This window comes from Mucilaginibacter sp. P5_A6 (assembly GCF_056400585.1).
Window position 1 is genome coordinate 125,839 of sequence record NZ_JBFUKZ010000007.1, and the last position, 24,322, is coordinate 150,160.

27 protein-coding genes are annotated in these 24,322 nt (G+C 40.7%); 10 read left to right on the top strand and 17 right to left on the bottom strand.

Annotated elements, in window-relative coordinates; genetic code table 11:
• Positions 1 to 138: 138 nt before the first annotated feature.
• A complete protein-coding gene (locus AC1DO4_RS09590; protein ID WP_477415199.1) occupies positions 139 to 720 on the top strand; it encodes a fasciclin domain-containing protein in 582 nt (193 codons plus the stop codon).
• A 59-nt stretch (positions 721 to 779) separates the two neighbouring features.
• On the opposite strand, the gene AC1DO4_RS09595 is transcribed toward AC1DO4_RS09590, so the two are convergent.
• The 6 genes from AC1DO4_RS09595 to AC1DO4_RS09620 form a co-directional block, all read right to left on the bottom strand.
• Complete coding sequence (locus AC1DO4_RS09595) at positions 780 to 1,325, bottom strand: GNAT family N-acetyltransferase (RefSeq protein WP_477415201.1); 546 nt, start codon at positions 1,323 to 1,325, stop codon at positions 780 to 782.
• 3 nt (positions 1,326 to 1,328) lie between these two features.
• On the bottom strand, positions 1,329 to 1,829 hold the full coding sequence (locus AC1DO4_RS09600; RefSeq protein ID WP_477415203.1) for a hypothetical protein: 501 nt from the start codon (positions 1,827 to 1,829) through the stop codon (positions 1,329 to 1,331).
• Positions 1,830 to 2,017: 188 nt separating this feature from the next.
• Positions 2,018 to 2,917 (bottom strand): alpha/beta hydrolase fold domain-containing protein, encoded by a 900-nt coding sequence (locus tag AC1DO4_RS09605; protein ID WP_477415205.1) that lies wholly within the window; start codon positions 2,915 to 2,917, stop codon positions 2,018 to 2,020.
• Between the two features lie 184 nt (positions 2,918 to 3,101).
• Positions 3,102 to 3,554, bottom strand: a complete 453-nt coding sequence (locus AC1DO4_RS09610) for a DoxX family protein (RefSeq protein ID WP_477415207.1) — start codon at positions 3,552 to 3,554, stop codon at positions 3,102 to 3,104.
• A gap of 14 nt (positions 3,555 to 3,568) precedes the next feature.
• Complete coding sequence (locus AC1DO4_RS09615; RefSeq protein ID WP_184549335.1) at positions 3,569 to 4,051, bottom strand: NADH-quinone oxidoreductase subunit B; 483 nt, start codon at positions 4,049 to 4,051, stop codon at positions 3,569 to 3,571.
• A complete protein-coding gene (locus tag AC1DO4_RS09620) occupies positions 4,044 to 4,652 on the bottom strand; it encodes an NADH-quinone oxidoreductase subunit A (RefSeq protein ID WP_477415210.1) in 609 nt (202 codons plus the stop codon). The genes AC1DO4_RS09615 and AC1DO4_RS09620 overlap by 8 nt, the downstream gene beginning before the upstream one ends.
• Here AC1DO4_RS09620 and AC1DO4_RS09625 point away from each other — a divergent pair.
• Complete coding sequence (locus tag AC1DO4_RS09625; RefSeq protein WP_477415211.1) at positions 4,651 to 5,865, top strand: BaiN/RdsA family NAD(P)/FAD-dependent oxidoreductase; 1,215 nt, start codon at positions 4,651 to 4,653, stop codon at positions 5,863 to 5,865. The genes AC1DO4_RS09620 and AC1DO4_RS09625 overlap by 2 nt on opposite strands.
• A 68-nt stretch (positions 5,866 to 5,933) precedes the next feature.
• Here the strand turns inward: AC1DO4_RS09625 and AC1DO4_RS09630 are convergent, their stop codons facing one another.
• On the bottom strand, positions 5,934 to 6,815 hold the full coding sequence (locus AC1DO4_RS09630) for a glycosyltransferase family protein (RefSeq protein ID WP_477415213.1): 882 nt from the start codon (positions 6,813 to 6,815) through the stop codon (positions 5,934 to 5,936).
• A gap of 119 nt (positions 6,816 to 6,934) precedes the next feature.
• On the opposite strand from AC1DO4_RS09630, the gene AC1DO4_RS09635 reads away from it, so the two are divergent.
• Positions 6,935 to 8,131, top strand: a complete 1,197-nt coding sequence (locus AC1DO4_RS09635; protein WP_477415437.1) for an NADH-quinone oxidoreductase subunit D — start codon at positions 6,935 to 6,937, stop codon at positions 8,129 to 8,131.
• A gap of 514 nt (positions 8,132 to 8,645) precedes the next feature.
• Here the strand turns inward: AC1DO4_RS09635 and AC1DO4_RS09640 are convergent.
• Both AC1DO4_RS09640 and AC1DO4_RS09645 read right to left on the bottom strand, forming a co-directional pair.
• Positions 8,646 to 9,755: a S1C family serine protease gene (locus AC1DO4_RS09640; RefSeq protein ID WP_477415216.1), complete on the bottom strand. Its 1,110-nt coding sequence runs from the start codon at positions 9,753 to 9,755 to the stop codon at positions 8,646 to 8,648.
• Between the two features lie 14 nt (positions 9,756 to 9,769).
• Complete coding sequence (locus tag AC1DO4_RS09645; RefSeq protein ID WP_477415218.1) at positions 9,770 to 10,339, bottom strand: RNA polymerase sigma factor; 570 nt, start codon at positions 10,337 to 10,339, stop codon at positions 9,770 to 9,772.
• Positions 10,340 to 10,688: 349 nt separating this feature from the next.
• Between AC1DO4_RS09645 and AC1DO4_RS09650 the strand changes: the two genes are divergently transcribed.
• Both AC1DO4_RS09650 and AC1DO4_RS09655 read left to right on the top strand, forming a co-directional pair.
• Complete coding sequence (locus tag AC1DO4_RS09650; RefSeq protein WP_477415220.1) at positions 10,689 to 10,907, top strand: hypothetical protein; 219 nt, start codon at positions 10,689 to 10,691, stop codon at positions 10,905 to 10,907.
• Between the two features lie 146 nt (positions 10,908 to 11,053).
• Complete coding sequence (locus tag AC1DO4_RS09655; RefSeq protein WP_477415222.1) at positions 11,054 to 11,293, top strand: hypothetical protein; 240 nt, start codon at positions 11,054 to 11,056, stop codon at positions 11,291 to 11,293.
• Between the two features lie 178 nt (positions 11,294 to 11,471).
• Here AC1DO4_RS09655 and AC1DO4_RS09660 read toward each other — a convergent pair whose 3' ends face one another.
• Positions 11,472 to 11,927 (bottom strand): PA2169 family four-helix-bundle protein, encoded by a 456-nt coding sequence (locus AC1DO4_RS09660; RefSeq protein ID WP_477415224.1) that lies wholly within the window; start codon positions 11,925 to 11,927, stop codon positions 11,472 to 11,474.
• A gap of 96 nt (positions 11,928 to 12,023) precedes the next feature.
• Positions 12,024 to 12,191 (bottom strand): hypothetical protein, encoded by a 168-nt coding sequence (locus AC1DO4_RS09665; protein ID WP_477415226.1) that lies wholly within the window; start codon positions 12,189 to 12,191, stop codon positions 12,024 to 12,026.
• Between the two features lie 276 nt (positions 12,192 to 12,467).
• On the opposite strand from AC1DO4_RS09665, the gene AC1DO4_RS09670 reads away from it, so the two are divergent.
• On the top strand, positions 12,468 to 13,973 hold the full coding sequence (locus AC1DO4_RS09670) for an ATP-binding cassette domain-containing protein (RefSeq protein WP_477415228.1): 1,506 nt from the start codon (positions 12,468 to 12,470) through the stop codon (positions 13,971 to 13,973).
• A 703-nt stretch (positions 13,974 to 14,676) separates the two neighbouring features.
• Here the strand turns inward: AC1DO4_RS09670 and AC1DO4_RS09675 are convergent.
• Positions 14,677 to 15,270 carry a hypothetical protein gene (locus AC1DO4_RS09675; RefSeq protein WP_477415230.1) on the bottom strand — a complete coding sequence of 198 codons (594 nt, stop codon included), beginning with the start codon at positions 15,268 to 15,270 and terminating at the stop codon, positions 14,677 to 14,679.
• Between the two features lie 22 nt (positions 15,271 to 15,292).
• On the opposite strand from AC1DO4_RS09675, the gene AC1DO4_RS09680 reads away from it, so the two are divergent.
• Both AC1DO4_RS09680 and AC1DO4_RS09685 read left to right on the top strand, forming a co-directional pair.
• The gene (locus tag AC1DO4_RS09680; protein WP_477415232.1) at positions 15,293 to 18,283 is read left to right on the top strand and encodes a T9SS type A sorting domain-containing protein; all 2,991 of its coding nucleotides are present in this window, start codon (positions 15,293 to 15,295) and stop codon (positions 18,281 to 18,283) included.
• 14 nt (positions 18,284 to 18,297) lie between these two features.
• Positions 18,298 to 18,522 (top strand): hypothetical protein, encoded by a 225-nt coding sequence (locus AC1DO4_RS09685; RefSeq protein WP_477415234.1) that lies wholly within the window; start codon positions 18,298 to 18,300, stop codon positions 18,520 to 18,522.
• Between the two features lie 240 nt (positions 18,523 to 18,762).
• Here the strand turns inward: AC1DO4_RS09685 and AC1DO4_RS09690 are convergent, their stop codons facing one another.
• The 4 genes from AC1DO4_RS09690 to AC1DO4_RS09705 all read right to left on the bottom strand — a co-directional run bounded on the left by AC1DO4_RS09690 (position 18,763) and on the right by AC1DO4_RS09705 (position 22,554).
• Entirely contained in the window at positions 18,763 to 20,199 is a 1,437-nt protein-coding gene (locus AC1DO4_RS09690) for a Glu/Leu/Phe/Val family dehydrogenase (protein WP_477415236.1), read from the bottom strand.
• Between the two features lie 151 nt (positions 20,200 to 20,350).
• The gene (locus AC1DO4_RS09695) at positions 20,351 to 20,560 is read right to left on the bottom strand and encodes a CcmD family protein (RefSeq protein ID WP_477415238.1); all 210 of its coding nucleotides are present in this window, start codon (positions 20,558 to 20,560) and stop codon (positions 20,351 to 20,353) included.
• On the bottom strand, positions 20,560 to 21,234 hold the full coding sequence (ccsA, locus tag AC1DO4_RS09700) for a cytochrome c biogenesis protein CcsA (protein WP_477415240.1): 675 nt from the start codon (positions 21,232 to 21,234) through the stop codon (positions 20,560 to 20,562). The genes AC1DO4_RS09695 and ccsA overlap by 1 nt, the downstream gene beginning before the upstream one ends.
• 129 nt (positions 21,235 to 21,363) lie before the next feature.
• On the bottom strand, positions 21,364 to 22,554 hold the full coding sequence (locus AC1DO4_RS09705) for a carboxypeptidase-like regulatory domain-containing protein (protein ID WP_477415242.1): 1,191 nt from the start codon (positions 22,552 to 22,554) through the stop codon (positions 21,364 to 21,366).
• A gap of 299 nt (positions 22,555 to 22,853) precedes the next feature.
• Between AC1DO4_RS09705 and AC1DO4_RS09710 the strand changes: the two genes are divergently transcribed.
• Together AC1DO4_RS09710 and AC1DO4_RS09715 are read left to right on the top strand one after the other, a co-directional pair.
• Positions 22,854 to 23,084 carry a hypothetical protein gene (locus tag AC1DO4_RS09710; protein ID WP_477415244.1) on the top strand — a complete coding sequence of 77 codons (231 nt, stop codon included), beginning with the start codon at positions 22,854 to 22,856 and terminating at the stop codon, positions 23,082 to 23,084.
• Entirely contained in the window at positions 23,081 to 23,533 is a 453-nt protein-coding gene (locus AC1DO4_RS09715; RefSeq protein ID WP_477415246.1) for a type II toxin-antitoxin system VapC family toxin, read from the top strand. Before AC1DO4_RS09710 ends, AC1DO4_RS09715 begins: the two co-directional genes overlap by 4 nt.
• A gap of 49 nt (positions 23,534 to 23,582) precedes the next feature.
• Here AC1DO4_RS09715 and AC1DO4_RS09720 read toward each other — a convergent pair whose 3' ends face one another.
• Positions 23,583 to 24,266, bottom strand: a complete 684-nt coding sequence (locus AC1DO4_RS09720) for a heme exporter protein CcmB (RefSeq protein WP_477405362.1) — start codon at positions 24,264 to 24,266, stop codon at positions 23,583 to 23,585.
• Positions 24,267 to 24,322 lie beyond the last annotated feature (56 nt).

Genomic DNA, 24,322 nt, shown 5'->3' on the forward strand with positions numbered 1-24,322 from the left:
CACTCATAAAACATTTTTCGTAATTATTAGTTATAACATATACATTACACAACTAATTAATAATTTAAACGAAATATTATCGAAAAAAACTGCTACTCATTACATTTTATTATGAACTAAATCAAAAGAAAGATGAACATGAAAAAGTCAGTTTTAATTGCCGTAGCCTCATTAGCTATTGGGTTTTTATCTAACAATGCAATTGCACAAACACAACAACAGGACACTACTAAAGCAGCAACCCCTGCAACCGCTCCCGCTGCACCTTCTGCAGCCACAAGCGACGTAGTTGGCGTATTGAGTAGTAATACAGATTTTGCTCCGCTGGCTTTAGCTGTAAAAACAGCCGACCTGGAACCTACTTTAAAAGGCCCCGGTCCGTTTACTGTATTTGCGCCCAATGACGTGGCTTTTAGCAAAGTTCCTAAACCAACCATGGATGACCTGACTAAGGACCATGCAAAACTGGCTAAAGTTTTAAAATATCACGTGGTAGCAGGTGAATATACCAAGGCTGATATTATTAAGGCACTAAGCGCCGGCAAGGGAAAAACCACTATGAAGACCGTAGATGGCGAAACACTTACCCTATCCGTGAATGATAAAAGCAATTTACAGATAGCCGATGCCAAAGGAAATGTGGCGCTGGTAATTTCGTTTGATACCATGGCATCAAACGGCGTTATACATGGATTAAATGGTGTATTAATGCCGCAATAAAGATAATTAGTCCAAATTTTAAATCCGAAGAGCCCGACAATAAAACGCCGGGCTCTTTTTTATTCGGTGGTACTGGTTTGCCAGGTAATACGGTTTATTTTGTAAACAAGCTGGTCTTCTATAGTTTCAGTATAGCTAAAATGATGCCTTTCCAGTAGCTGAACAGATCGTACATTTACAGGAGAAGGCCATGCTGTTATAGTATCCAGTTCCATTTTGTTGAACCCATAAGCTAAAACGCTATTAATAGCTTCCTTCATGAGGCCCTTACCCTGTTCTGACGGTAATAATTCATAACCTATTTCGGCGCTTACAGCTTCATAATTAAAGTTCCAATAGCAAATTGCTCCTATAAGTTTACCTGTACTTTTAAGTTCAACACCCCAATAAATACCTTGCTTATTGGCCATATCATTCATTCGCGCTTCAATAAACTGGCTTATCGCTTCAGGGCTTTGCGCCGAACTGCGGCCAATATAGCGGTTTACCTCATCATTGCTGCGGATGGCTAACAATTGTTCTGCATCTGCAAACATCAGTGCTCTTAACAGCAGACGATCAGTATCCAATTCCGGAAATTGTACCAAAGGGAATTTAACAGGCATTACTTACCAGGTGAAAGTTTTAGAGGCCCAATATTTCTTATCTGCAATAAGCGCAATAGGCAGGCCTATGCAAACTATCAGGATAATTATCCCGGTTATGGCAACCTGCACGCTGATGGGCTGAAAACCGATCTTACTTGCCGGCACAACAGCCAGGTTCATTACCAGCCATGCGATAACACCATAACACACGGCAATTAAATATTTATTACCCAAACGCTTGTCAAAAGCCGGATAAAGCAGGTAGAAAGCGATAGTAAATAAAAAAGCGATAAGGTAATGGAATACAATACCGGCCATTACCATTTCGATACCGCCATTAAATGCCGCTTTACCAAATACCGCGCTTGCGATAAACTTAAAAATAATATCGGCGTTAATACTGCCGCTTGTAATATAGTTCCAGATGATGGCGGCTATACCATCAAGCGTACCGGTTAAAAACCCGAGCCATAAAATAGTAAGTATGGCATTTTGCTTTGGTATGATGTTTTTTGCAGCCATGACAGTAAGATTTAATACTATAAAGTTATGCTTTTTATAAAAAGCACTCTGCATTGATGAGTTTATTTTTTGCAATAAAATATCAAAACTGATTCCCGGCGTTTCGTCAATGACTGGAATGCGCCGTGATATTACGAACAACTTTTAAAGGAAATAGTAAAAGAGCGTAATGTGATGCAATCCCGATCCTATTTCAAATACTCATCCAGATAATAAAACACCTTATTCCTGATATCTTCCGCATCAAACATTACGCCATAGTGTGGGGCATTGGGCACGATGATCAACTCATTTTTTACGCCGGCCAGTTTCAGGTGTAAGCTAAGTGATATAGATTGCTGAGGATCTACAGATTCATCCTTTTCACCCTGTACTATCAGGAATGGCGGATCATTTTTATCTACATAAGTAACGGGGCTGGCTGTTTTGGCCAGGTCGGGCCTGTCAAACACCGTGGCGCCCAACAATAAAGTTAACGGGCTTTTAGGATCTGGTGATTGGTTGCCCCTGATGGATAAAAAATCAGATGGTCCATAAAAATCAAGCACAAGCTTAATTTTAAAACTGGTCTTTTTTTCTGCCGGATAAAACCCTGCAACATTATTGTTATTGGATAAGCCCATTAACAAAGCCAGGTGTCCGCCCGCCGAGAAGCCTATGAGTGCGAACCTATTGCGATCGAGTTTATATTTTGATGCGTTTTGATATAAAAACTCCACCGCCTGGTTACAATCCTGTATTTGTGCCGGGAAAGGGGCGGTTGTGCTGTGCCGGTAATCTATAGATGCAACCGCGTAACCTTTGTCAATAAAACCTTTTAGAGTTTGAGTCATATAACCCATATCTGCATATTTATCATTCATCATCCACGCGCCGCCATGAATCCAAATCACTACCGGGTAGCTGCTCTTAACAACCGGTGGCAGGTAAATATCCAACAAGTGTTTTTTAAGGGTATCATTGGCGTAAGGCACGTTACTAATGAATGTTGTGCCTTTGGGAAAAATATCCGGCTTAGGATTTGTTTGGGCCGAAATATAGTTGCAGATGCCCATCAATGCAATAAAAAGTTTGAAAATATTTTTCATAATCAGTTGGTTTGCTTAAAGGTATAGGATAATTTATAAAAAAACAGCATAATTTGAAGGGCTGCTAATTAATATTTTGCAGGTTGCCTTGTGAGATATATTGGAGATAAAAACATTAATGATCCATAACCAAATCTGGCTTAGGCAATGTTGTCAACAATGGGAAAATTGGAGAGGTTATTCTTTATAACCCTACTGAAAAACACAGCACCCAACCAATAAACAACAACTGTAAAGGAATCCGAAACCATAAATAAGCCGTCCCGCTGCCATCATATGTCGCCTTTTCAAAGTTGATATGTTTTATAGCAGCATTGATGTTGGCAGGCAGCATGAGCACAAACATAACGAGGAGTGAAATAGCAGACACATGTCTACTTGCATTAAATAACAGGGAAATACCAAGAGCTGGCTCTAAAACACCAGTAAAATAAACCAGGAACCTTTTAAAAGGAATAAAACCCGGCATCATCATTACCATACCATCCGTATACATAAAATGCCCCAGAGACGAAAAGCATAGCATCAGCATCATGGCCAGGTTACCGCTAAAGATGATATTCCAATCGCCGACAAAAAAATGGGAAATAATAACGGATACGATGAAGGTTGAAAGAAGGACGATAAGCACTTTCATACATGATTTTTTTTTTACGCCTTTATCAAATGCTCACCCTCAATCTTTTTCTGCAGTTCTAATATAGCCCCTATTAAAGCCTCAGGACGTGGCGGGCAGCCTTGCACGTATACATCAACAGGGATCACCCTGTCAACCCCCTTTACCACATGGTAACCATGCTGCCAGTATGGGCCGCCGCAGTTGGAGCATGAACCCATCGAGATAACGTATTTGGGTTCGGGCATTTGCTCGTACAGGCGTTTAATGCGTTCGGCCATTTTAAAGGTAACTGTACCGGCTATGATGATCACATCGGCCTGGCGGGCTGACGGGCGCGGGAAAACGCCGAAACGGTCAAGGTCATAAGTGGAAGCCATAGAGCCCATCATTTCAATGGCGCAGCAGGCTATTCCAAAGCTCAATGGCCACAGGGACGATAAACGTGCCCAGTTAAGCAAATCATTCATTTTGGTGATCACTACACCACCATCTTCGCTGGTTATATCGCTACTCATTTGCAGGCTTTTTAAAGGTGGGTTTAAACATAGGTTTCCTTGGCGCCGGTAACTCCGCCGGCGTTTCGGCAGCAACTGTTTCGGCAACAGCCTCATTACCCATGCTAAAGGCTTTTACGGTGAATTTACTTTGCTCCAGGTTCAGTTTTTCATAAAACGACGCAGGAATATTCACATCTGTGGTTGGCGCCGTAGGTTTGGCTTTTATCCATTCCAGGTCGCCCTTTACCCAGGCGTAAACTAAGCCTAATATCAGGATGCCTAAAAAAATAAACATTTCGGCTAAAGAAAACCACCCCCAGCGGGCATCCTTCGCTATCAGTTCATGATTACCAAATACGGTAGCCCAGGGAAAAACAAATACCATTTCCACATCAAACAATAAAAATATCAGCGCTATTACATAAAAACGCGAATTAAAGGGTAGCCAGGCATTTCCGGTGGGCTCTTCGCCACATTCATAGGAAGTTAGCTTCTCGTAGTTGGGGTTATCGGGGGCCAATAACCTGTTAAAAAAAAATATCACGCACACCATAATTATTCCGGTGATAAGAAAGATGAGTATCTTTCCAAATTCTGATATTTGCGAAACCTCGGTCATGACTACAAATTTAACAAAACAAACAGATTTTGATGCAATAATAATTGGCGGCGGAGCGTGCGGACTCATGTGCGCTGTACAAGCCGGCTTTTTAGGCAAGCGTACACTCGTCCTTGAAAAGAATGACCGTGTGGGCGCCAAGATCCTTATCAGCGGCGGTGGCAGGTGCAATTATACCAACCTGTACGCAACCCATCAGCAGTTTATCTCGCAAAATCCACACTTCTGTAAATCAGCCTTTTCGCAATGGACGGTGGATGATACCATCAGCTTTTTTGAAACTTACGGCATCGAAGGCAAAGAAAAAACGCTGGGCCAGCTTTTCCCGGTGAGTGACAATGCTAAAGATGTGGTACAGATTTTTACCAGCCTTTGTGCCGACCTTAGCCAGGAAATATGGTGCAATGCCGACGTAAAAATAATTGAAAAAACTGACGATGGTTTTACCGTCCGTGCAGAAATTAATGGCCGGCAGCAGTATATAAGTGCGCCAAATGTTGTAATTGCAGCCGGTGGCCTACCCATCCCCAAAATGGGTGCTACCGATTTTGGGTTACGTACCGCCCGTCAGTTCGATTTAAAGATTGAAGATACCGCTCCTGCACTTGTGCCGCTAACCATTACGGGTAAAGACCAGCCATGGTATGAGCAATTATCGGGCAACAGTATTTTTTGCCGGGTTTGGAACGACAGGATCAGCTTTGAAGAAAACATCCTGTTTACCCATTGGGGCTTAAGCGGTCCCGCCATCCTGCAGATTTCCTCCTACTGGAAACCAGGAGAATTTATTTATATCGACCTGCTCCCCAATCAAAACATTGCCGACCTGATTCAGCAGGAAAAGGAAACAAATGGTAAAAAAATGCTGCTGGCCTACCTTGCCGGCTTATACACCCGCAAATTTGCCGAAGCATTAAGTGATAAGCTACCCGTTGAAAAAAACCTGGCATCCCTCACCAAAACCGAAATTGAAGATATCAGCATATTGATCCATGAGTTTAAAGTAAAACCTGCCGGCGATAAAGGTTACGATAAAGCCGAGGTAATGCGTGGAGGTGTATCAACCAATGAGCTATCATCTAAAACACTGGAGGCTAAGAAAGTTCCCGGCCTGTTTTTCGGCGGCGAATGTGTAGATGTTACCGGCTGGCTGGGCGGCTACAATTTTCAATGGGCCTGGGCATGCGGGTTTGTTATAGCGCAGCATCTTTGATCAGAATTTTCAGAAATTAAGAGTAAGGAGAATATTACCCCCTATCATGAATGAGGGTGAAGAAAACATTACCTTTCTACAATTTCATAATTTCTGTACTCCCCTATCCGCCAACCGGTTAATTGTTCTATTTTCTGAAGCAGCTTGCGGCGAAAGGTCATCGCTTTGCGCAGTTGTTTAGTACTAAAATCTATATTCCAGTTGGTGGCAGTAATTCGTTTTTGAATAGGTGCCGGGTGCGTACCGGTAAATCGGACAAGCTTATCGGCATTGCTGTAATCAAACTCATAAGTTTCGGGCAGGTTTTGCTCCATCCAGGCATCATCATGGTAAAACTTATTGAAGTTACGAATCTTGTTGTTGAGGCCATGGGGTGGCTTAGCCCAGCCATAATGATAAATGTAGGCATCAATCAACTTTACTTTTATCTTGCGGTCATCAAGGCGAAAACCCTGTGCATCACGGTAGGCTTTGATGCCTTTAATGTTTTTGAGCAACCGGATCTCGCGGCGATACCAGCGTCTCGAATCGCCGTAGTAATCATAGGAGCCATAAAAATGCAGGTATTTAAATAACAAGCCTTCAATATTGGGTTTGGTTAAGGCATCTTCCATCTCCCTTTTAATAAGAGGATGATATTTTTCGTGTACTGCCTCATCACCCTGGATATAAAAAGCCCAGTCGCTATCCGGCGAAATTGCTGCAAATGCTTTATCCGTTTCCACCGCAAAAACACGTCCGCCATCTTTTAATGAATCATCCCAAACAGTATCTATGATCTTGATTTTGGGTGAGCCGATACCCTCAATTAATTCGCGGGTACCATCATCAGAGTTGCCGGCTGCCACTATAAACTCATCGCAAAGGGGTAAAATAGAATTAATTGCTTCAACAATGGGGTAGTCGTTTTTAACCGCGTTTCTGATAAATGTAAATCCGGATACTTTCATTAAGGCAAAGGTATTTAAAAGTTTTTGTCGCGAATTGGCCCGATAAATAAAAAAAAAGTTGATTTTTGATATTCAATCCCGGGATTGAATAATAAATTAAACGGAAGGCAACATTGGTGATCACTAATCCAAAATACGAAGAAGCGCTACTTAATTACAACAAAAAAATAGCTGAGGCCAGTGTGGAGGACATGGTGCTTAATATGGGCCCGCAACACCCCTCAACTCACGGCGTTTTACGTTTGGAACTGATCACTGACGGCGAAATTGTAAAAGACGTTATACCTCACATAGGTTACCTGCACCGCTGTTTTGAAAAACATGCCGAATCATTAACCTATCAGCAAACCATTCCTTTTACCGACAGGCTTGATTATCTGGCATCTATGAACAATAGCCATGCTTTTGTAATGGGCGTTGAGCGCATGATGGGCATTGATAAAGATATCCCTAAACGTATTGAGTATATCCGTGTGCTGGTTTGCGAGCTTAACCGCATTGCATCGCACCTGATAGCCATTGGCACCTATGGCATTGATATTGGCGCCTTCACGCCTTTTTTATGGTGCTTCAGAGATCGCGAACATATTATGGGCATGCTGGAGTGGGCATCCGGCTCGCGCATGCTGTACAACTACATCTGGGTTGGCGGCTTGTTTTACGATTTGCCGGTTGGCTTTGAAGAACGCTGCCGCGATTTTGTAGAGTACTTTAAACCCAAAATGGTTGAGCTTAACCAGCTGCTTACCGATAACCAGGTATTTATATCCCGCACAGCCAATGTAGGTGTGCTGCCACTTGATGTGGCTATCAACTATGGTTGCTCGGGCCCAATGCTGCGTGCTTCGGGATTGAAATGGGACTTACGCCGGATTGATAACTATTCGGTCTACCCCGAACTTGATTTCGAGGTCCCTATAGGTACGGGTCTCATGGGCACCGTTGGTGATTGCTGGGACCGTTATAAAGTAAGGGTTGATGAAATAGAACAATCCCTTAGGATAGTGGAACAATGCCTCGACCGCCTGCAGAACGAATTAAAGCGCACGCCCGATTTTGATCCGCGTGCCAAAATGCCGCGCAAAACTATACCCAAAGCGCAGGACTATTATGTACGCTGCGAAGGCGCCAAAGGCGAGCTTGGTTTTTATTTTATGACTGATGGCAAATCCGAGATCCCCGTACGTGTAAAAGCCCGTGGCCCAAGCTTTAATAATCTTTCTGTACTGCCCGAAATTTCGAAGGGCGTGCTAATAGCTGATCTGATAGCTATTGTGGGCTCGATAGATTTTGTTTTGGGGGAAGTGGACAGGTAATTTTTCAATAAAAAAACCGGTAATATCCTATATCGTTGATGTACCTTTGGTTAACCTTTCTGCTACCTTTGCTACACTTTTCGTAACCCGTACGGATACTTTTCTGATGCATTTCAAGTACTGTAAAATCGATATCAAATCAATACAAATAGCTAAAAATCAGATAATTAAAATAGATAAAATAATTGTTTTTTTTATTCTCCAAGTTTTTCAAGGTTGCTACCAATCCCGTTTTTCAAAAAACTATACAATATACGAAATTAATCGACCAATACCAAAAACCTTCAATGGAATTGTGAACTTTAAAATTAGCGATCGTTCAGGTTTCGGGATTTAACCTTGGTGCTGATTCTTAAAAAGACCATTGGCAGCCCTATTTCAATCTAAAAGTTCTTTATCCAAAAATCCGAACATCCGATAGTCCGAACATCCGATAGTCCGATAGTCCAAACAAAAAAAGAGACACCTTTCGGTATCTCCTTTCAATTATTAATTTTTATTGGTATTGGGCGTATTAATAAGCTTTAACCATGAACACATAGTTTTTTAGCTTTTTGAGTTGTTGTGGACGGCTTAAACCAGCCAGGGTATTTTTTGTACTTATTGTCAAATCCTTGCTCAACGAGTCGGGTGGTATATTTTGTATCGCTTTTAACAAATAGGCCGATTTTTTTGCAAAACCCGCACCAGCCATATCGGGCTGCCTGCCACTTATTATACCTATTACGTTCCCTCTGTTATCCAATAATGGACCACCGCTGTTACCCGGATTAACAGGGATAGAAACCTGGTATTCGGTTGTATCGCCCGAATGACCATTCCTTGCTGTTAATGAACCTGGCCCAAAATTTTCTTCGCCGCTTGGATACCCGAATGTATAAACCTCTTCCCCAAGATCACTTAATGTTTTCTTGAAATTGTAAGGCACATTACCCAGATCTTTAAATGCAGGATCGTTTATCTGCAATATCGCTATATCATATTTAGGCTCGGTATAAATAACTTTAGCATGAAACGACTCTCCGGCTGCATCCTGTACATATACAGAATCAGCATCTCTTATGATATGATAATCTGTGGCTATATAACCATTTGAAGATAAAGCAAAACCAGTACCTCTAAAGTTTCCCGGATTAACAAATTTCTTCGACTTATCATTTATGCCTTGCTTAGCTAAATTATCGGTCGTTTTAGCCAATTTATCTGTTTTATTGTTAAGCTGATCAACTTTTTGACTTAACAATTCTACGTCATTTGAATTATGGTTGTTCAATTTACCGGTGAAAAACAATGTACTTAAAATAGCGAAAATAGCTATTGAAGCAGCCACCGATATTTTTGAATGGTGATGCCTCCACATATTCACTATCCAGTTAGGCTTAATTAAAAGCTCTTCCTTCAGGGCATGTACATCAATCTCGCCGTGGATAGCATCCAAACGTTTCTCCAATTCAATGCGTTCGCCGTATTGCTTAATTAAGCCTACAAATAACTTATGCTCAATTACCTTGCTATCAACATTGGCGTCTTTTTTTCGCAGCGTCTCAAATTCAGCGCACTCGGCAGCGGTCATATCGCCACTAAGGTACCGTTCAATTAATTCCAGAATAAGGTTCTCGCTCATCTCTTTTCTCTCCTTTACTTCTGCTGAAAAAATAACTTTTTCAGCCTTTGCAGGCATTTATACTTTTGCGTTTTGGCATTATCGGCATTGGTGTACCCAAAACGTTCGCAGATCTCCTGCATCGATCTGTTATGTATATAAAAATCTTCCATAATGGTTTTACAGGGTTCGCCTAATAACTGGAGCGCTGCATCCATTTTATTAAACTGTATGTCCCGATCATTATGTTTTTCAACCTCATCGTCAACAGGCAGGTATTCCTCAAAGTCCCTGATGTCTCCCCCATACCTGTTCATCTGGCTCAGCCTTTTAAGCCAAAGCCTGCGGCAAACCGAATAAATATATGTTTTAAGCTTACTGCTCAACTCAAACTCACCCGATTTTACCTTGTTATAAAGAACAATGATTGCTTCCTGGTAAACATCCTTGGCATCATCCTCATTCCCGTTGTTGTTGATAATTAACTGTAATATCATCGGGAAATAGGTGGTATACAACCTTTTTAATACTATTTCCGAATTGTTAAGTATCCCGAGAACTATTTCGCTATCTGTTGGCGCCGAAGCTTTTAAGTCTTTATTCACTCTTAATACTGTTTATACGAAATTGTAACCCAATACAATTAAAAAAAATAATTGTATTCAATAAAATTACAAAACCTGGTGAAATACGCTGCGGTCTTTAAAACTACGTTTTAAAACATCAAACCGGTTTTAATACGGTAAACGCAGCAAGGTAACCCCTATTATTTTTTAATAACCGACGGCAAATCTGCAACAAAAAAAACTCCGGGCAAAACATTCCGTAAAGGCTAAAAACACTACAAAATCTATGGAATTTATTTTTTATCAAATTTCATGGGTTACCTTTTTAAATATATGGTATTAACAACGAAAACGATCAAAAAATATTAACATTTTAAAACTCACGAAAATGAAAAATTTATTAAAAACAGGTTTTGTTGCTTTAGTTATTGCTGTTTCTTTCTCAGCTTGTGGTGGTACTGCTAAAACTGAAGGTGGTGATTCAACTAAAATTGATTCAGCTAAAGTTGACTCAGMTAAAGCAGATTCAGCTACCAAAGTTGATTCAACTGCTAAATCTGGTGCTGCTGCTGTTGATTCAGTAAAGAAAGACACTACAAAAAAATAATTGCTGATAAAGCATATTAAAAAGGGCATATAGTTGCAAACTATGCTCCCTTTTTATCGATTTTTTAGTTTTTTTACAATAAAAAAAGGTAATCTGTAATTTTATTTTAAAATTATGGGTTACCTTTTTATGTTTACGGTATTAACATGAAAACTATTAAATCACTTATTAAAAAATTAAACATGAAAAATTCATTCAAATTAGGCTTAGTTGCCTTAGCTATCGCTACTTCATTTGCAGCTTGTAAAGGTTCTGGTTCTTCATCTGCTGCAGATTCAGCTAAAGCAGATTCAGCTAAAATGGACTCAGCTAAAATGGATACTGCTGCTAAAATGGATACTACTAAAGCTGACACAGCTAAAACTGACACAGCTAAAAAAATGTAATCTTACTTTTTTTAAAGTAAAAAAACGCTCCCGATTTTCGGAAGCGTTTTTTTTGTGATCTGATATTAGCAGCAAACAGTTAGGATTTTTGATTTGGTTACGCTACAAATATTTAGTAATAAGCTTGATTATTTATCGCCAAATAAAAGAACCTGGCGACAAGGCAGATCCCATTATATTAGTGAACATTATCACGCAAGGCTTTAATTTCATCGTGTGCATCAAGCACTTCATCCTGTTGCCTGATAATTATCTCGCGTAAAAAGGCGGGAATGTATTCTTCATTTAAAGCCATTTTATATGCTTTTACTATTGCATCTTCGCCATACTCGCATTCTTCTAAAATATCATGTGTATCATGAGCAGTAAAGGCAGCCTTAACATCTAACCAGGAACGGTGAATTTTGCCACTCGTTGTAGTACTGGTTTCAATGTCTACACCCAAAACTTCAACCTCTTTACCTAATTCGTTTTTATAACGATTACTACTGTCAATCAGGCTAAGGAAAAGTAACCTCAAATCTGTCTCATCATCCTTCAGATCTTTAAGCGCGCGCTTGTACCCTTCGATACGGTCGTTATTGATCTGGATTAAATCATTTAAAACTTCTGCAGTTGCTTTTGAATTTTCCATGGTAATTAATGTTTTTATTCCAATAAACATACTAATAGTTAATTTGTTTAACTAATTAATTAAAACATATCTAATGACTTCGTTAAAACCAGTTTCTTACGATTTTCCCCGGAACAGAGAGATCAGCCATACAACAATCAATATAACTACAATCACAGCTACAATACCCACAATGGCACCAGCCTTAAATATTCCTTCAATTACCGAGCAGCCACTTAAAGCAAACATGACCAGCATGATCAATAATAAATGCGCGTTTTTCATAATGAGTTTTTAGTTTATTTGCAGAGGCTAAATAATTGTGCTCTGCCTTGCATGAATAAATACAACAATCAGGCCTTTTTTTTATAAACGCTTTTGTTCAGGGCCGGATACCTCATCGCTAAATAAACAGGCTAAACTTTGTTATAACCCTGTTAAGCAATGTATAGCAGAATATACACTGTTAAATCCTCAATAAAAAAATGTGTTAAGTAAAGAAATCTTAGTGTGAAGACTTTTACCGACAGATGATTAATTTTGCCCGCTACTGAACAGGCAATGGGTAAATTACTTTTTTCTATAAATAACGCGACAGTAAGACTTTTGAGCAGTACTTTGTTCAGGGATCTTAACTTCAAAATAAATAAAGGCGAGAACTGGGCACTTATAGGCCCGAGTGGCTCGGGCAAAAGCGCATTACTGCAAACCATAGCCGGGCGCTTCAATATTACAGGCGGCAGCGTTACCTGGCATTTTGAAGATGAGTTTTTACACAAGTTAGCGGCTGCCGATGGTATCAGTATTAAAACAAAACTGATAGCCCTTGTTGAACCCAGGCATCACTTCCATAATTTATCAAATACTACCGATTTTTATTATCAGCAACGCTATAATTCCTCCGATTCGGAAGATGCTTTGAGTGTTGATGATTATTTATTGCTGGTTAATAGTACACCCCACGTCAACACCTGGTGGACACCCGACAAAGTGCTTAACCTGCTCAACCTGCAGCAACTGCGCGATAAACAATTAATAAAACTTTCAAACGGCGAAACCAAACGCCTTATGCTGGCAGCAGCCTTGCTAAAAAACCCGATATTGTTATTATTGGATAACCCGCTAACCGGGCTTGATGTAAAAACCCGGCAAGAGTTTAACGGCGTTATTGAGCAGATTACCTCATCCGGTATCAATCTCATTATTGCTACATCGATACACGAAATCCCCGAAGTTATTACACATGTTGCTGTTTTAAATAATGGTGCTATTATCCATGAAACCGCCAGGGCTGATTTTGATCCCAGCGTGTTTAACCAGGAAGTTCCTGATAATATAGACATCACCGAACTTAGTGCGCTACTTAACATTAATAAGCCCGCCATTGCATACAACCAAATTGTGAAAATGGAAAACGTGCATATTCAGTATGGCAATAAAGTAATACTGAACAATGTAAACTGGGAAATTAAAACCGGCGACAGATGGGCCTTGCTTGGGCCCAACGGAGCAGGCAAATCAACACTGTTGAGTTTAATTAATGGCGATAACCCGCAGGCCTATGCAAACAGTATTATTCTTTTTGATAAAAAGCGGGGCACCGGCGAAAGCATCTGGGATATAAAGAAGAAGATAGGTTTTGTGTCGCCCGAGCTTCACCAATACTTCCCTACTGATAACAGCTGTCTCCAGGTAATTGAATCGGGATATTATGATACACTTGGCTTGTTCAGGCCAAGTAACAAGGAACGGGCCGACGTAGCCTTCCGCTGGATGAAAGCACTGGAAATTGATCAGCACGCACGTCACCTGTTAAAAAACATACCGGCCAGTGCCCAGCGTTTATGCCTGCTGGCCCGCGCGTTGATAAAAAATCCCTCGTTACTAATTTTTGATGAACCCTGCCAGGGTATGGACGATCATCAGCAACTTCATTTTAAAAAACTGATTGATACTATTTGCAGCCTCAGCAACGTAACCCTTATTTATGTAACCCACTACCAGCACGAAATACCAAATAGTGTTAATAAGGTATTGCAGTTAGATAATGGAAGGATAGTTGGATAGTTTATAGATACTCCGGAGAACAAAAAAGTTAAAAATCATAACGATACTTTTAGCATATAGTTGCCACATCTTTCATTCACTTTCGCCTGAAAACCCAGGTCACTTAATAGCACCGGAAGGGAAATACAGAGCCCGAATGGGGCGTACAAACCCACCATTGAACATCACAAAGCCTTTTCCTCCCTCCTGTTTTACTAATTTTTCCTCCTTCTAATCCGTTTCGCCTCCTCCTTTTACCATTAACCTTCCAATTAATTTAAGTAACTAATACGCTCAATTTTTAATAGATGCGAAACCGTCAAAAATATAGTTTTTTACAAGGAAATAATTCCCCACTATGGGTAAACAATAATAACTTTTAGGAAATATCAAAATTACAAATATTATAATTTTTCACACATTTAATTGCCGTATTTACATTTAAATAGCTTTATTGTTAATAATTTATGTATTTTTAGAGGTAAAATTTCATTAGCATCATTTTTGCAAAAGTCCAATTAAACCCCACTCATTTGAAAACACGTTTACTTTTTTGTTTTATAGTTTTAGGGTTGATGACCGCATTTAATTTCGAGTCAAAAGCCGATGCATATTATTGGACCGGGAACGGTGGTAACACAAGCTGGACCAATACAAGTAATTGGTATAATCTTTCTACTTTGGGCCTTACCCCTGGTTATCCATCAACTACTTCTGATGATGCTTACATTGGAGTCCCTATTCTTTTTATAAACGTATTTACTGGTTCACAGCAACCAACCGTTAATACGAGCATAACTTGCGCCAGTTTAACCATATCAAATAGTAAAACTGTTACATTAACCGCAAGCTCCACGTTAACTTTAACCGGGGCAATAACTATTAGCGGCAGTGCCACAATAACAGGAACCTCAACTGTTAAAGCAGCCAGTTTAGTTTTTAGTGGCTCATATACCCTTACAGCCGGGGCAACGCTAATTAATATTACCGGGGCGGCAACAATGAATACTGCAACTGTAACATTTGTTAATAACGCGTCAGGTGGTTCACCGACTCTTACAATCGGAAATGGAACATCTTCTTTTTCTTCTTTAACTTTTACCGCGACTAATCCGGGTACCGTAAACATAACTGGAACAGTTACAATTGGAGGTGGCGGCACTCTTTCCGTTGGCTCTGGTGTAACCATGAACCTAACATCGGGTAGTTTGGCAGAACCTGGATTTGGGGGAACTTTTACTAATGCAGGGGTAATTACAGCTACGGCATTCCCATTTAATCTTAATTCCGCTATAAACTTTAATAATTCTGGCACCATCACAACTTATTCAAGTGTATCCATGGAAGCTAATGGAACATCGTTTACCAATACTGGTACAATTACCATAAACCCATCAGCGTCAAATGTTCTTTCCACATTAAATATTTATGATTACAATTTTACATTTAATAATACCTATGTAAGTGCCGCTTTTCCGGGAATTATTAATTTAAATGGACCAACGGGTAATACAACAACATTGTTTACGATATCGGCTAACGGCGGCCCATTAACAAATTCAGGAACTATTAATGCCACCAATGCTCCGATATTATGGAGTGGAAACTCATTCTCTGCTATAAACAACAACTCGAGCGGTAAAATAATCTTAATTAATTCACCACTTACCATATCATACGGTACTACGCTCACAAATACAGGTACTATAAGTGCTACAGCTTCCCCGCTTAATATGGGTACAAACTCTAACGGGGTTGGCATTACCAATTCAAGCACCGGCAGTATATCTTTACTCTCTGCTTCAACATTTAATTTCMCGGGTAACGGTAAAACCTTTGCAAATACAGGCTCGGTAACGGTTACTTCATCTGATATGAATTTTACGGGGAATACAAATTCATGGACAAATACAAGCCCCGGCAGTGTGGTGATAAGCGGCAGTGCCATGGCGTTTTCTACAGGCTGTGGTATTACCAATAATAGTTCCGCTTTATTTACAGTAAAAGGAGGATCAGTAATGACTTTTAATGATGGCACCTCGTCATCTTTTCTAACCAACAGTGGTATTTTCAATGCGGGGATAAGTAATTCATCATGCCAGATCACTACAGGTACCAACACCTCATTTACTATTACCAACAATAGCGGCGCTACCTTTAACTTAGGATCAACTTCAAATATTACGTTTAAAAATACAAGGAGCTCACCTAACTGTATTTCAGCCAATTCGGGGGCTTTCACATTAGAGTCTGACCAATATGGCTCTGCATCTATCGGGCAATCGGGTACAACTTCCTCGTCAACCGCCGGGCTTAATAATCAATTTACCGGTAGTTATAATGTACAGCGGTATATATCCGGAGGGTCGGGCAACCGCGGTTATCGCTTATTATCGTTGCCGGTTAACAGCAGTTCAAACACTATAGGCAATTTAAACGGATCGGGGATCGGCAATATGAGCCTTGCAAATATTAATGCAAGCGGATCGGCTATAACCATCACCAATGGCAACGCTGTTACCGGAACAGTTAATGTCCCGGGTGCCTTAACAGGGGGGCCATCGGGTACAACCAATGGATTTAGCGTAACCAATGCCACGCCAACCATGTACATTTACAATGAAACGTTAGCCACAAACAATTCAACTTTTACAGGTGGAAAAACTATCGGGATTGCTGCTATTAGCGGCGCAACGGTAAAAACCTTAACCGGCACTACAACATCAGCTTCCTTTGCTTCTATCCCGGTAACCACCGGTTTTATGCTTTACTTTATAGGCAATACTACCAGTACGACCACTTCATCAAGCCGCACTCCCGAAAACACAATAATTACTGCTGTTGGCACTATCAACCAAACAGATATTACCTATAAATTTTGGAATACAAGTGCATCAACCCTTTCCTATGCCGGACCAGAAACTGTAGCGAGCGGAAAAAAAGGGTATAATTTAGTAGGAAACCCTTACCCATGTACCATAGACCTAAGGCAGCTTTATTTAGATAACAGCGCACAGGGCTGGGTTAATTTTGCTACAGTAAAAAGCCTTGGGGCTAACCAAACTTTTGCTTACTATAATGCCAGTACGCAGGTATCCTCCGACCCCACCCTTTTCACCCAATATATTGCAAGCGGGCAGGGATTTTTCATACAAGCCACTGCTACAGGACAATCGGTAACATTTAAAGAAGATATCAAAAAATATGTTAACATAGGTACTTCAACAACACCGCCGCTGTTAATGTCATCCCCAAAATCAAAGGAAGTACTGGCTTCAAATGGCACAAGTTTTAACGTCGTTGATGCTTCTGCTTCTTTAGCCCAGGTTTCATCCGAAAACGCATCCGGGATTTTGCATTTAAAATTAGAAAAAGACAGTACTTTAAATGATTGGTGCGCTATAGCTTTTAATAAGGATTGGCAGGATGGGTATGACAAAAATGATGCATATGACATGGATGGCTTAGCACCAAAAGTATTTATGTCAAGCTATACAGCCGATGGTGTGCGTACCGGGATTAATTCATTAAACGAGATTGGCGCCGGCAAAAAAGTAAAACTTTATGTAAGATCAACAACAGATGGCATGTACACTTTAAAAATGCCGGATGTACAAAATATTGATTTAACCAAATACAAAATAAACCTGACCGACAATTTCAAAAAAGATTCACTGGATATAGGAAAGTATGGTGAATATAATTTCAATATAACCAATGCAGATACCTCTTCTTTCGGAGGCAACCGCTTTGTGCTTTCCATTCAGCAAATACCTGGTCCAAAATATCAGCTGGCTACTTTTACTGCCCAAAAATCAACCGATGGAATATTGGTAACCTGGCGGGCCTACAACGAAGGACCCAATTATTTCTTTACGCTTGAAAAACAGCTGGCAGGCGGAACAAGTTATTCGCCCGTATATCAAACACAAAGCAACGGGGGTACCATTTATAAATACACCGATAAAACACCCAATACAGGTAACAATATATACCGCTTAAAACAGGTTGACCTGTTTGGCAATATCACGTATTCGGGCCCGGTAAATATATACTTTGATAAAAGCGGCAACGCGGGTATGTTTAGCCTGTACCCTAATCCAACTATTGAAACCTTAAATGTAAAAGTTACCTATGGCAATACAACCAGTGCTGCATCAAGCTATAAACTAAACGTTTATGATGCAAGCGGCACCCTGGTGATGCAAAAAACATCTGAAAATAACAACTGGAGCGAAAATGTGTCGCAATTTAAACCCGGTGTATATATAGTAGAATTGAAGAGTAATGGCGGCAGTTCGTTAGGAAAAGCTAAATTTGTAAAAAAATAATATAATTTTCAATAATGAGAAATTGTGAGAGTGGGCTGAATATAGTTTATCGTTTATTAATCGCTTTATTTTTTATAGCGGCCCCGATAATTGGCAAAGCCCAGGATCTTCCCTGTAATGATGCCGATCCTTTTGAAAATAACTGCCCGCTTGATACCTGGGTAATTGCATTGGTTGTTATAGCAGGGATATTTGCTGCCTTACATTTACACCGCAAACAAAAATCTCTTCGGGCATAATGGCTTAAAGAGATTTTTGACTATTTAAATTTTCTCCCGGAGCCAATAGAACGCCAATTCGGCATCTGCACCCACCCTTTCTCAAACTTTCAGATTCTGATCTTTAAGAATAACCAGCTCTCCCTTACTTAAAATTTAATCATTCTGAGTTTTTGTTTCCCGTTGTGTCAATGCAAAGCAATGTAAAACAAAAGAGGCAAATTCAATTAAATCTGCCTCTTCTATATAAATTATTTTTTTTTACGGCCAGATACCCAGATTCTGGTACGATACTGCGATCTTGTTAATAGCGCCAATCATGGCCGCGCTACGTAAAGTATCTATTTTAGGATTGCTTATATAGGTCTCCCTGATTTCATGGTATGAACGGATCATAGTATCTTCTAACCCGGAGTTTACCAGTTCCAGCTCGGATGCACCTTTGATAATGGTTGACCTTTGCATTGCGGTTAATGAAGTACCTGTAATGCCCTCAACCATGTTCACCAGGTTAAGGTTTGAATTTTCTTCAAACCTGCGGTTCATACGGCCAAATGCCACGTGACTAAGGTTTTTTAACCACTCAAAATAGGATACCGTTACCCCGCCTGCGTTGGCATACATATCCGGGATCACGATACCGCCATTGGCATAAAAAATAGCTTCGGCCTCTGGCGAGGTTGGTCCGTTTGCACCTTCGGCAATTATTTTAGCCTGTATGTTGCGGATGTTGTATTCGGTTATCTGGTTCTCTAAAGCTGCGGGCACCAGGATATCGCATGGCTGTTCCAGGCCTTCCATAGTGTTGGTAAATTCCTGTGCCGCACCCGCATAGCCTAAGATGGACCCGGTTGCTTTACGGTGCTGAAATACAGTCTCCACATCCAATCCGTCTTCGTTGTAAATAGCGCCTTCAAACTCGCACAGCCCAACTATAATTCCGCCAAACTCGGCCAAAAATTTAGCCGAATAGTATCCTACGTTACCCAAGCCCTGTACAATAATCCTTTTACCCGAGATACCCGGCAACAAACCTATCTTACGCATATCTTCGCCAAAACTTACACACTCGCGAATGGCAATAGCCACACCACGCCCGGTTGCTTCCCTCCTGCCCGCAATACCATGCAGTGCAATTGGTTTACCGGTAACAGCACCCATGGCATCCAGTTGGCCAGGATTCATAGTGGCATACGTATCGGCAATCCAGCTCATTTCGCGCTCGCCCGATCCATAATCAGGGGCAGGCACGTCAATACTGGGACCAATAAAGTTTTTCTTGATCAATTCTACTGTATAACGGCGTGTAATGTTTTCCAGCTCGCTTACCGTGTAATTTTTAGGGTTTATTTTAATACCGCCTTTGGCGCCGCCGAATGGCACGTTTACAATGGCGCATTTGTAGGTCATGAGCGCGGCAAGGGCCATTACCTCGTCCTCGTTCACCATTTCGCTGTAACGAATACCGCCTTTTGTTGGCGATTGATGATGCGAGTGCTCTACACGCCATGCGTCAATTACTTCGAAACCATTACCCCTGCGGATAGGGAAACGGAAACGGTAAACACTGTTACATGATTTTATCTGATCGAGCAAACCAGCATCATGTTTTGTAAACTGCGCTGCATAATCAAAGTTTTTACATACGTCGCCAAAAAAGTGGGTTTCCTGGTTGGCAACTAAAATATTGGTATCCATAATTAATTGTATAATATTAAACTCTTAAAAAAGTGAGCAAATTTGGTACAATTTTTATCAATATTGCAAATATATTATAGTTAGTGTGTCAGATACACCTTAAAAAGTATTACAAAAACCATGTTTAAACCCAACAGACAAATTTTTTAGACTAATTGTCTTTTTCGATTTTTTTTAATCTTCTGTCGATCGAGAACATATAAATCGCCAATCCGATAAAAACTATTACAATTGTAGCCACAACGACGTATATTTTCCCCGAACTGCGTAAAACATCGGCCATTTCAACCGGTTGGTTTTGTTGAGCAAATACACTTACAAAACTAAATACCAGCATTAACAATAGTGTTAACTTCTTCATTAATTTATTTGGTTCTTTTTATATTCAATTAAACGGATCCGGTAACGTATAGATGCTATCCATATCCCAATAAAACTCCAGGCAATAAAGGCCGGATATAATACAATACGCATGCGGTTGTCCATATCCAGTTTACCAAACGCAGGGTTACCGCCATTACCGGGGTGTAAAGAATCTGTCATCCGCGGCAGCACCATAATCAAAACAATCATGATAGGGAAAGCAAAGATGTTATAGATAGCCGAGATCTTAGCCCGTTTTTGTTCTTCATCAATAGAATTACGTAATACCGAGTAAGCACAATACAGCAGGAAAGCTATGGCAGCGCTGTTTTGTTTAGGATCGTTGCTCCAAAAATCGCCCCAGGTGTATTTGGCCCAAAGCATGCCGGTAAGCAAGCCTATGGCAAAAAAGAACAGGCCGGTATTGGCGCTTTCTACAGCTATCAGATCGTACTCTTCTTTATCCGTTTGCAGGTATTTAATACTGTAATAAACCGATATGGTAAACACCGAAAACATCGCCATCCACATAGGCACATGAAAATAAGTATTCCGGATAGTTTCGTGCAGGATAGGCATTGTTGGTACCCCAAGTAATAAGCCCGCAATGAGGGTATAAATAACCACAATTACGGCTAATACCTTCCACCATGTTTGATAAATAAACTTCATATTATTTAGATGGGCAAAGGTAATTAATTTCATTTACTTCGTATCATTATACTTCTTGACATTACGCTGCATGGTCATTAATCATTGCACCCGTCTTGATACTTGATACTAACTACCCGATACTAAAGATTAATCCCCCGGCTCATAGTCAACCGGCAACAGGTCGGCCAGTTTGGCTTTTGACCATGTGCCTTCATACAGCGGGCTTGGGTTTGATATCACGATACCATTCATATCAAACAGCGCGTAGCTGGTGTAGAGGGTTATAATGCTGGTTTCAAAGTTTTCCATATCCAGCGGGCGGTACACGTCCTTAAATTCGGTAAGCTCGTGCTTTTTGGTATATACTACATACAAAAAATGCGGGAATGTAATGGCATAAATACCAGGCTGCGGTGTTTTGCGCAGGATCTCGATAGATTGATAGGGGATCTTTACCACGTTCTCATCATTCCACTTGGTGTAGTTACTTAGCTTGTACCAGTACATGAGCGAATCGCGGTTCAGCTCCCTGAACCTTTTTATTTTTTGCTGGATGAGCGCCTCTGGTGGGCGTTCCCTGTTAAGCGCCCGGGTAAAATCATGAGCCTCAAATCCTTCTTCCTTCAACCTGTCTTTATATAACGACCGGTAAAAATGCTGCGCCGAGCCATAATAAGCCGCCTCACGCTTTAACTTCCACAGCCGCTTTTGTTCTGCCGATCCGGGCAGCTCTTCAAAAAGGGCTTTACCTGCATATTGAATGGTGTGTTCAATGGCATCGCTCACGAAGTTCTTCAGCAAAAATTTAGTACGATAGCCCAACGCGCGGTTCTCTACCACCAAAAACTCCTCTCCCTCGGCTTCTAACTGCTGCTTATTGCGATGGTATATCAGGTTTAAAATGTGGGGGTTAAGCACTTTACACAGTTTCGAGTTTTCTGTAGTACCTATAAATTCCCGTTTAAATTGTTCATAATTTTTCTTCCAGTCGGCATTGCTGCTTATCACTACTTCGCGCAGCATCAGTACCTTTTGGGTGAGCGAAATATCAAGCTTCACGGGCTCATGCCCTACCTGTATGGTTTGCGAATAATCTTCATAACCAACCACGGTAACCACCAGTTCGTACTGCCCCGGCTTAACACCAGCAAGCGTAAACGTACCATCCTCGGCGCTGGAAGTGCCGTAAGTGGCATTGCTCAAAAACACGCTGGCATTTGCCACCGGTGCTTTACTTTCGCCATGCACCACCCTGCCGGTAATAGTTGCATTTTGCGCCAAACCCAAAAACGGGCTTAATAAAATAAAGACTATAAGGACTATCCGGATTGGCCGCATCAATTAAAAATACTGAAATTTAATTTTCAAGCTACTAAAAAACACATTTTTTATGAACGCAACATGAATTGCCGAAGTATTTATTTGTTAATATAAGATTTTTACACTGGGGGGGGGGTGGTGCGGGATGTGGTGCGGGGAGCGGGGTTCGTGATGCGGGTGCTGAAAAATGACTTTTCGGCAGACCAAATCTTTTGAATTTTGATTTTCACCTTTTTACTTGAAATGTAAAGTGGCTTGGGCTGTTTACTTTGGGATAAATATTTTGTAAATTTGATTCATAAAAGTATTTGGGTAAAATGGGTAAAAGAAACATCAAAACATCAGGAGAAACACAGCATTCATTTTCCGGGCATAAATCTTATTCCATTGCTGAAATCATGGCTGCCGGAGGCGCAACTGCCTTTGCCAACAAAATGGGCAAGAGCCCGCAGGCAATAAGTGAACGTTTAAAAAAACTGCCTGAAAATGCCTTTCTTACACAAGAAGAAGCCCGGCTGGCATTAGAAACGCTGAAAGAAAGCAAATGAACCTGTTGCTTGATACTAATATTTTAATCCACCTGGCCAAAGACCCAAGCCTGCGGCTGTTAACCCAAATCATCAACCCTGATAAGCAGAAAATTTTCATCTCCATTACTTCTATTGCTGAATTAAAATCTATTGCCTTACAAAACAAATGGGGCGCAAGGAAATGGCAGGTTATCAATACCGTTTTGGATGAAGTTATTATTATCGAGATCAACGAAAGCCTGGCGGATACCTATGCAGAAATCGACGCTTTCTCCCAATGCAAAAATCCCTCATACCCGGACTATTCTTTCGTCACCCCAAGAAATATGGGCAAGAATGATCTTTGGATCGCAGCAACAGCGGCATTACTTGGCCTGAGGCTGGTAACAACTGATGCTGATTTTAATCACCTCCATGAAGTCTTTACGGAGATTCAGTACATTAAGCCTGAAATATTAGTCAGATAATAGCTAAAATCAATTTTAAACACCCCGTAAGCTGCTTATTTCCTGTTGTTTAATCGCGCCACAAATAAGGAAAAAGCAATAGTGCAGTTGCTATCACGATGGCGTTTATGGCAAATAAAACACCCATGTTACCATAGCTAAAACTCCTGTCGACCCCATCCATAGCGCTTTTGCTTAAGCGAATAAGGATAAGTATTACCGGTATAATAACAGGGAAGCTTAGTATGGCCATCAAGGTTCCATTATTGCCCGCCTTTGAAGCAATGGCCGATATCATGGTAAACACGGTAGAAAAGCTGATGCTCCCTATAAAAACAGCCAGGAAGTAAAATAAAGGATCGCCAAGGGGCTTAACAAAAAATATTTTATATACCAGCAATGCCAGGAAGCTGATCAATGACATCAGCAGAATGTTGTAAATAGTTTTTGATAGGATGATAGCCTGCGGACTGGCGATGGAATAATAATACAGCAGTCGGTTCTTGCTTTCCTGCATAAAGCTTTTGGCAATGGCGTTAACCGATGCAAATAACATAATGATCCAGAAAAGCACGTTCCATACCAGCGGATAGCTGCTGCTGCCGCTGAAACCCGGCGACAGGTTAAAGGAGATGTAACAAACAAATACAGTTGATACAACGTAAAGCAAAATCCCGTTAAAAGCATATTTTGAACGCCATTCCAGCAAAATTTCCTTTTTGAGCAGATGGATGGTTTCGTTAACAAGCTTCATGCGGCAAAGGTAATAATTTGATGTTAGTGATGGATATGCATTTGGTTGAATGTATA

What these genes read in the sequence shown, in the direction of transcription:
- AC1DO4_RS09590 (WP_477415199.1), top strand. Translation starts at nt 139, where the DNA reads ATGAAAAAGTCAGTTTTAATTGCCGTAGCCTCATTAGCTATTGGGTTT.
- AC1DO4_RS09595 (WP_477415201.1), bottom strand. Translation starts at nt 1,325, where the DNA reads ATGCCTGTTAAATTCCCTTTGGTACAATTTCCGGAATTGGATACTGAT.
- AC1DO4_RS09600 (WP_477415203.1), bottom strand. Translation starts at nt 1,829, where the DNA reads ATGGCTGCAAAAAACATCATACCAAAGCAAAATGCCATACTTACTATT.
- AC1DO4_RS09605 (WP_477415205.1), bottom strand. Translation starts at nt 2,917, where the DNA reads ATGAAAAATATTTTCAAACTTTTTATTGCATTGATGGGCATCTGCAAC.
- AC1DO4_RS09610 (WP_477415207.1), bottom strand. Translation starts at nt 3,554, where the DNA reads ATGAAAGTGCTTATCGTCCTTCTTTCAACCTTCATCGTATCCGTTATT.
- AC1DO4_RS09615 (WP_184549335.1), bottom strand. Translation starts at nt 4,051, where the DNA reads ATGAGTAGCGATATAACCAGCGAAGATGGTGGTGTAGTGATCACCAAA.
- AC1DO4_RS09625 (WP_477415211.1), top strand. Translation starts at nt 4,651, where the DNA reads ATGACTACAAATTTAACAAAACAAACAGATTTTGATGCAATAATAATT.
- AC1DO4_RS09620 (WP_477415210.1), bottom strand. Translation starts at nt 4,652, where the DNA reads ATGACCGAGGTTTCGCAAATATCAGAATTTGGAAAGATACTCATCTTT.
- AC1DO4_RS09630 (WP_477415213.1), bottom strand. Translation starts at nt 6,815, where the DNA reads ATGAAAGTATCCGGATTTACATTTATCAGAAACGCGGTTAAAAACGAC.
- AC1DO4_RS09640 (WP_477415216.1), bottom strand. Translation starts at nt 9,755, where the DNA reads ATGAGCGAGAACCTTATTCTGGAATTAATTGAACGGTACCTTAGTGGC.
- AC1DO4_RS09655 (WP_477415222.1), top strand. Translation starts at nt 11,054, where the DNA reads ATGAAAACTATTAAATCACTTATTAAAAAATTAAACATGAAAAATTCA.
- AC1DO4_RS09660 (WP_477415224.1), bottom strand. Translation starts at nt 11,927, where the DNA reads ATGGAAAATTCAAAAGCAACTGCAGAAGTTTTAAATGATTTAATCCAG.
- AC1DO4_RS09665 (WP_477415226.1), bottom strand. Translation starts at nt 12,191, where the DNA reads ATGAAAAACGCGCATTTATTATTGATCATGCTGGTCATGTTTGCTTTA.
- AC1DO4_RS09670 (WP_477415228.1), top strand. Translation starts at nt 12,468, where the DNA reads ATGGGTAAATTACTTTTTTCTATAAATAACGCGACAGTAAGACTTTTG.
- AC1DO4_RS09675 (WP_477415230.1), bottom strand. Translation starts at nt 15,270, where the DNA reads ATGGTGCCAGAATTATTAAAGTTTATAGCGGAATTAAGATTAAATGGG.
- AC1DO4_RS09685 (WP_477415234.1), top strand. Translation starts at nt 18,298, where the DNA reads ATGAGAAATTGTGAGAGTGGGCTGAATATAGTTTATCGTTTATTAATC.
- AC1DO4_RS09690 (WP_477415236.1), bottom strand. Translation starts at nt 20,199, where the DNA reads ATGGATACCAATATTTTAGTTGCCAACCAGGAAACCCACTTTTTTGGC.
- AC1DO4_RS09695 (WP_477415238.1), bottom strand. Translation starts at nt 20,560, where the DNA reads ATGAAGAAGTTAACACTATTGTTAATGCTGGTATTTAGTTTTGTAAGT.
- ccsA (WP_477415240.1), bottom strand. Translation starts at nt 21,234, where the DNA reads ATGAAGTTTATTTATCAAACATGGTGGAAGGTATTAGCCGTAATTGTG.
- AC1DO4_RS09705 (WP_477415242.1), bottom strand. Translation starts at nt 22,554, where the DNA reads ATGCGGCCAATCCGGATAGTCCTTATAGTCTTTATTTTATTAAGCCCG.
- AC1DO4_RS09710 (WP_477415244.1), top strand. Translation starts at nt 22,854, where the DNA reads ATGGGTAAAAGAAACATCAAAACATCAGGAGAAACACAGCATTCATTT.
- AC1DO4_RS09715 (WP_477415246.1), top strand. Translation starts at nt 23,081, where the DNA reads ATGAACCTGTTGCTTGATACTAATATTTTAATCCACCTGGCCAAAGAC.
- AC1DO4_RS09720 (WP_477405362.1), bottom strand. Translation starts at nt 24,266, where the DNA reads ATGAAGCTTGTTAACGAAACCATCCATCTGCTCAAAAAGGAAATTTTG.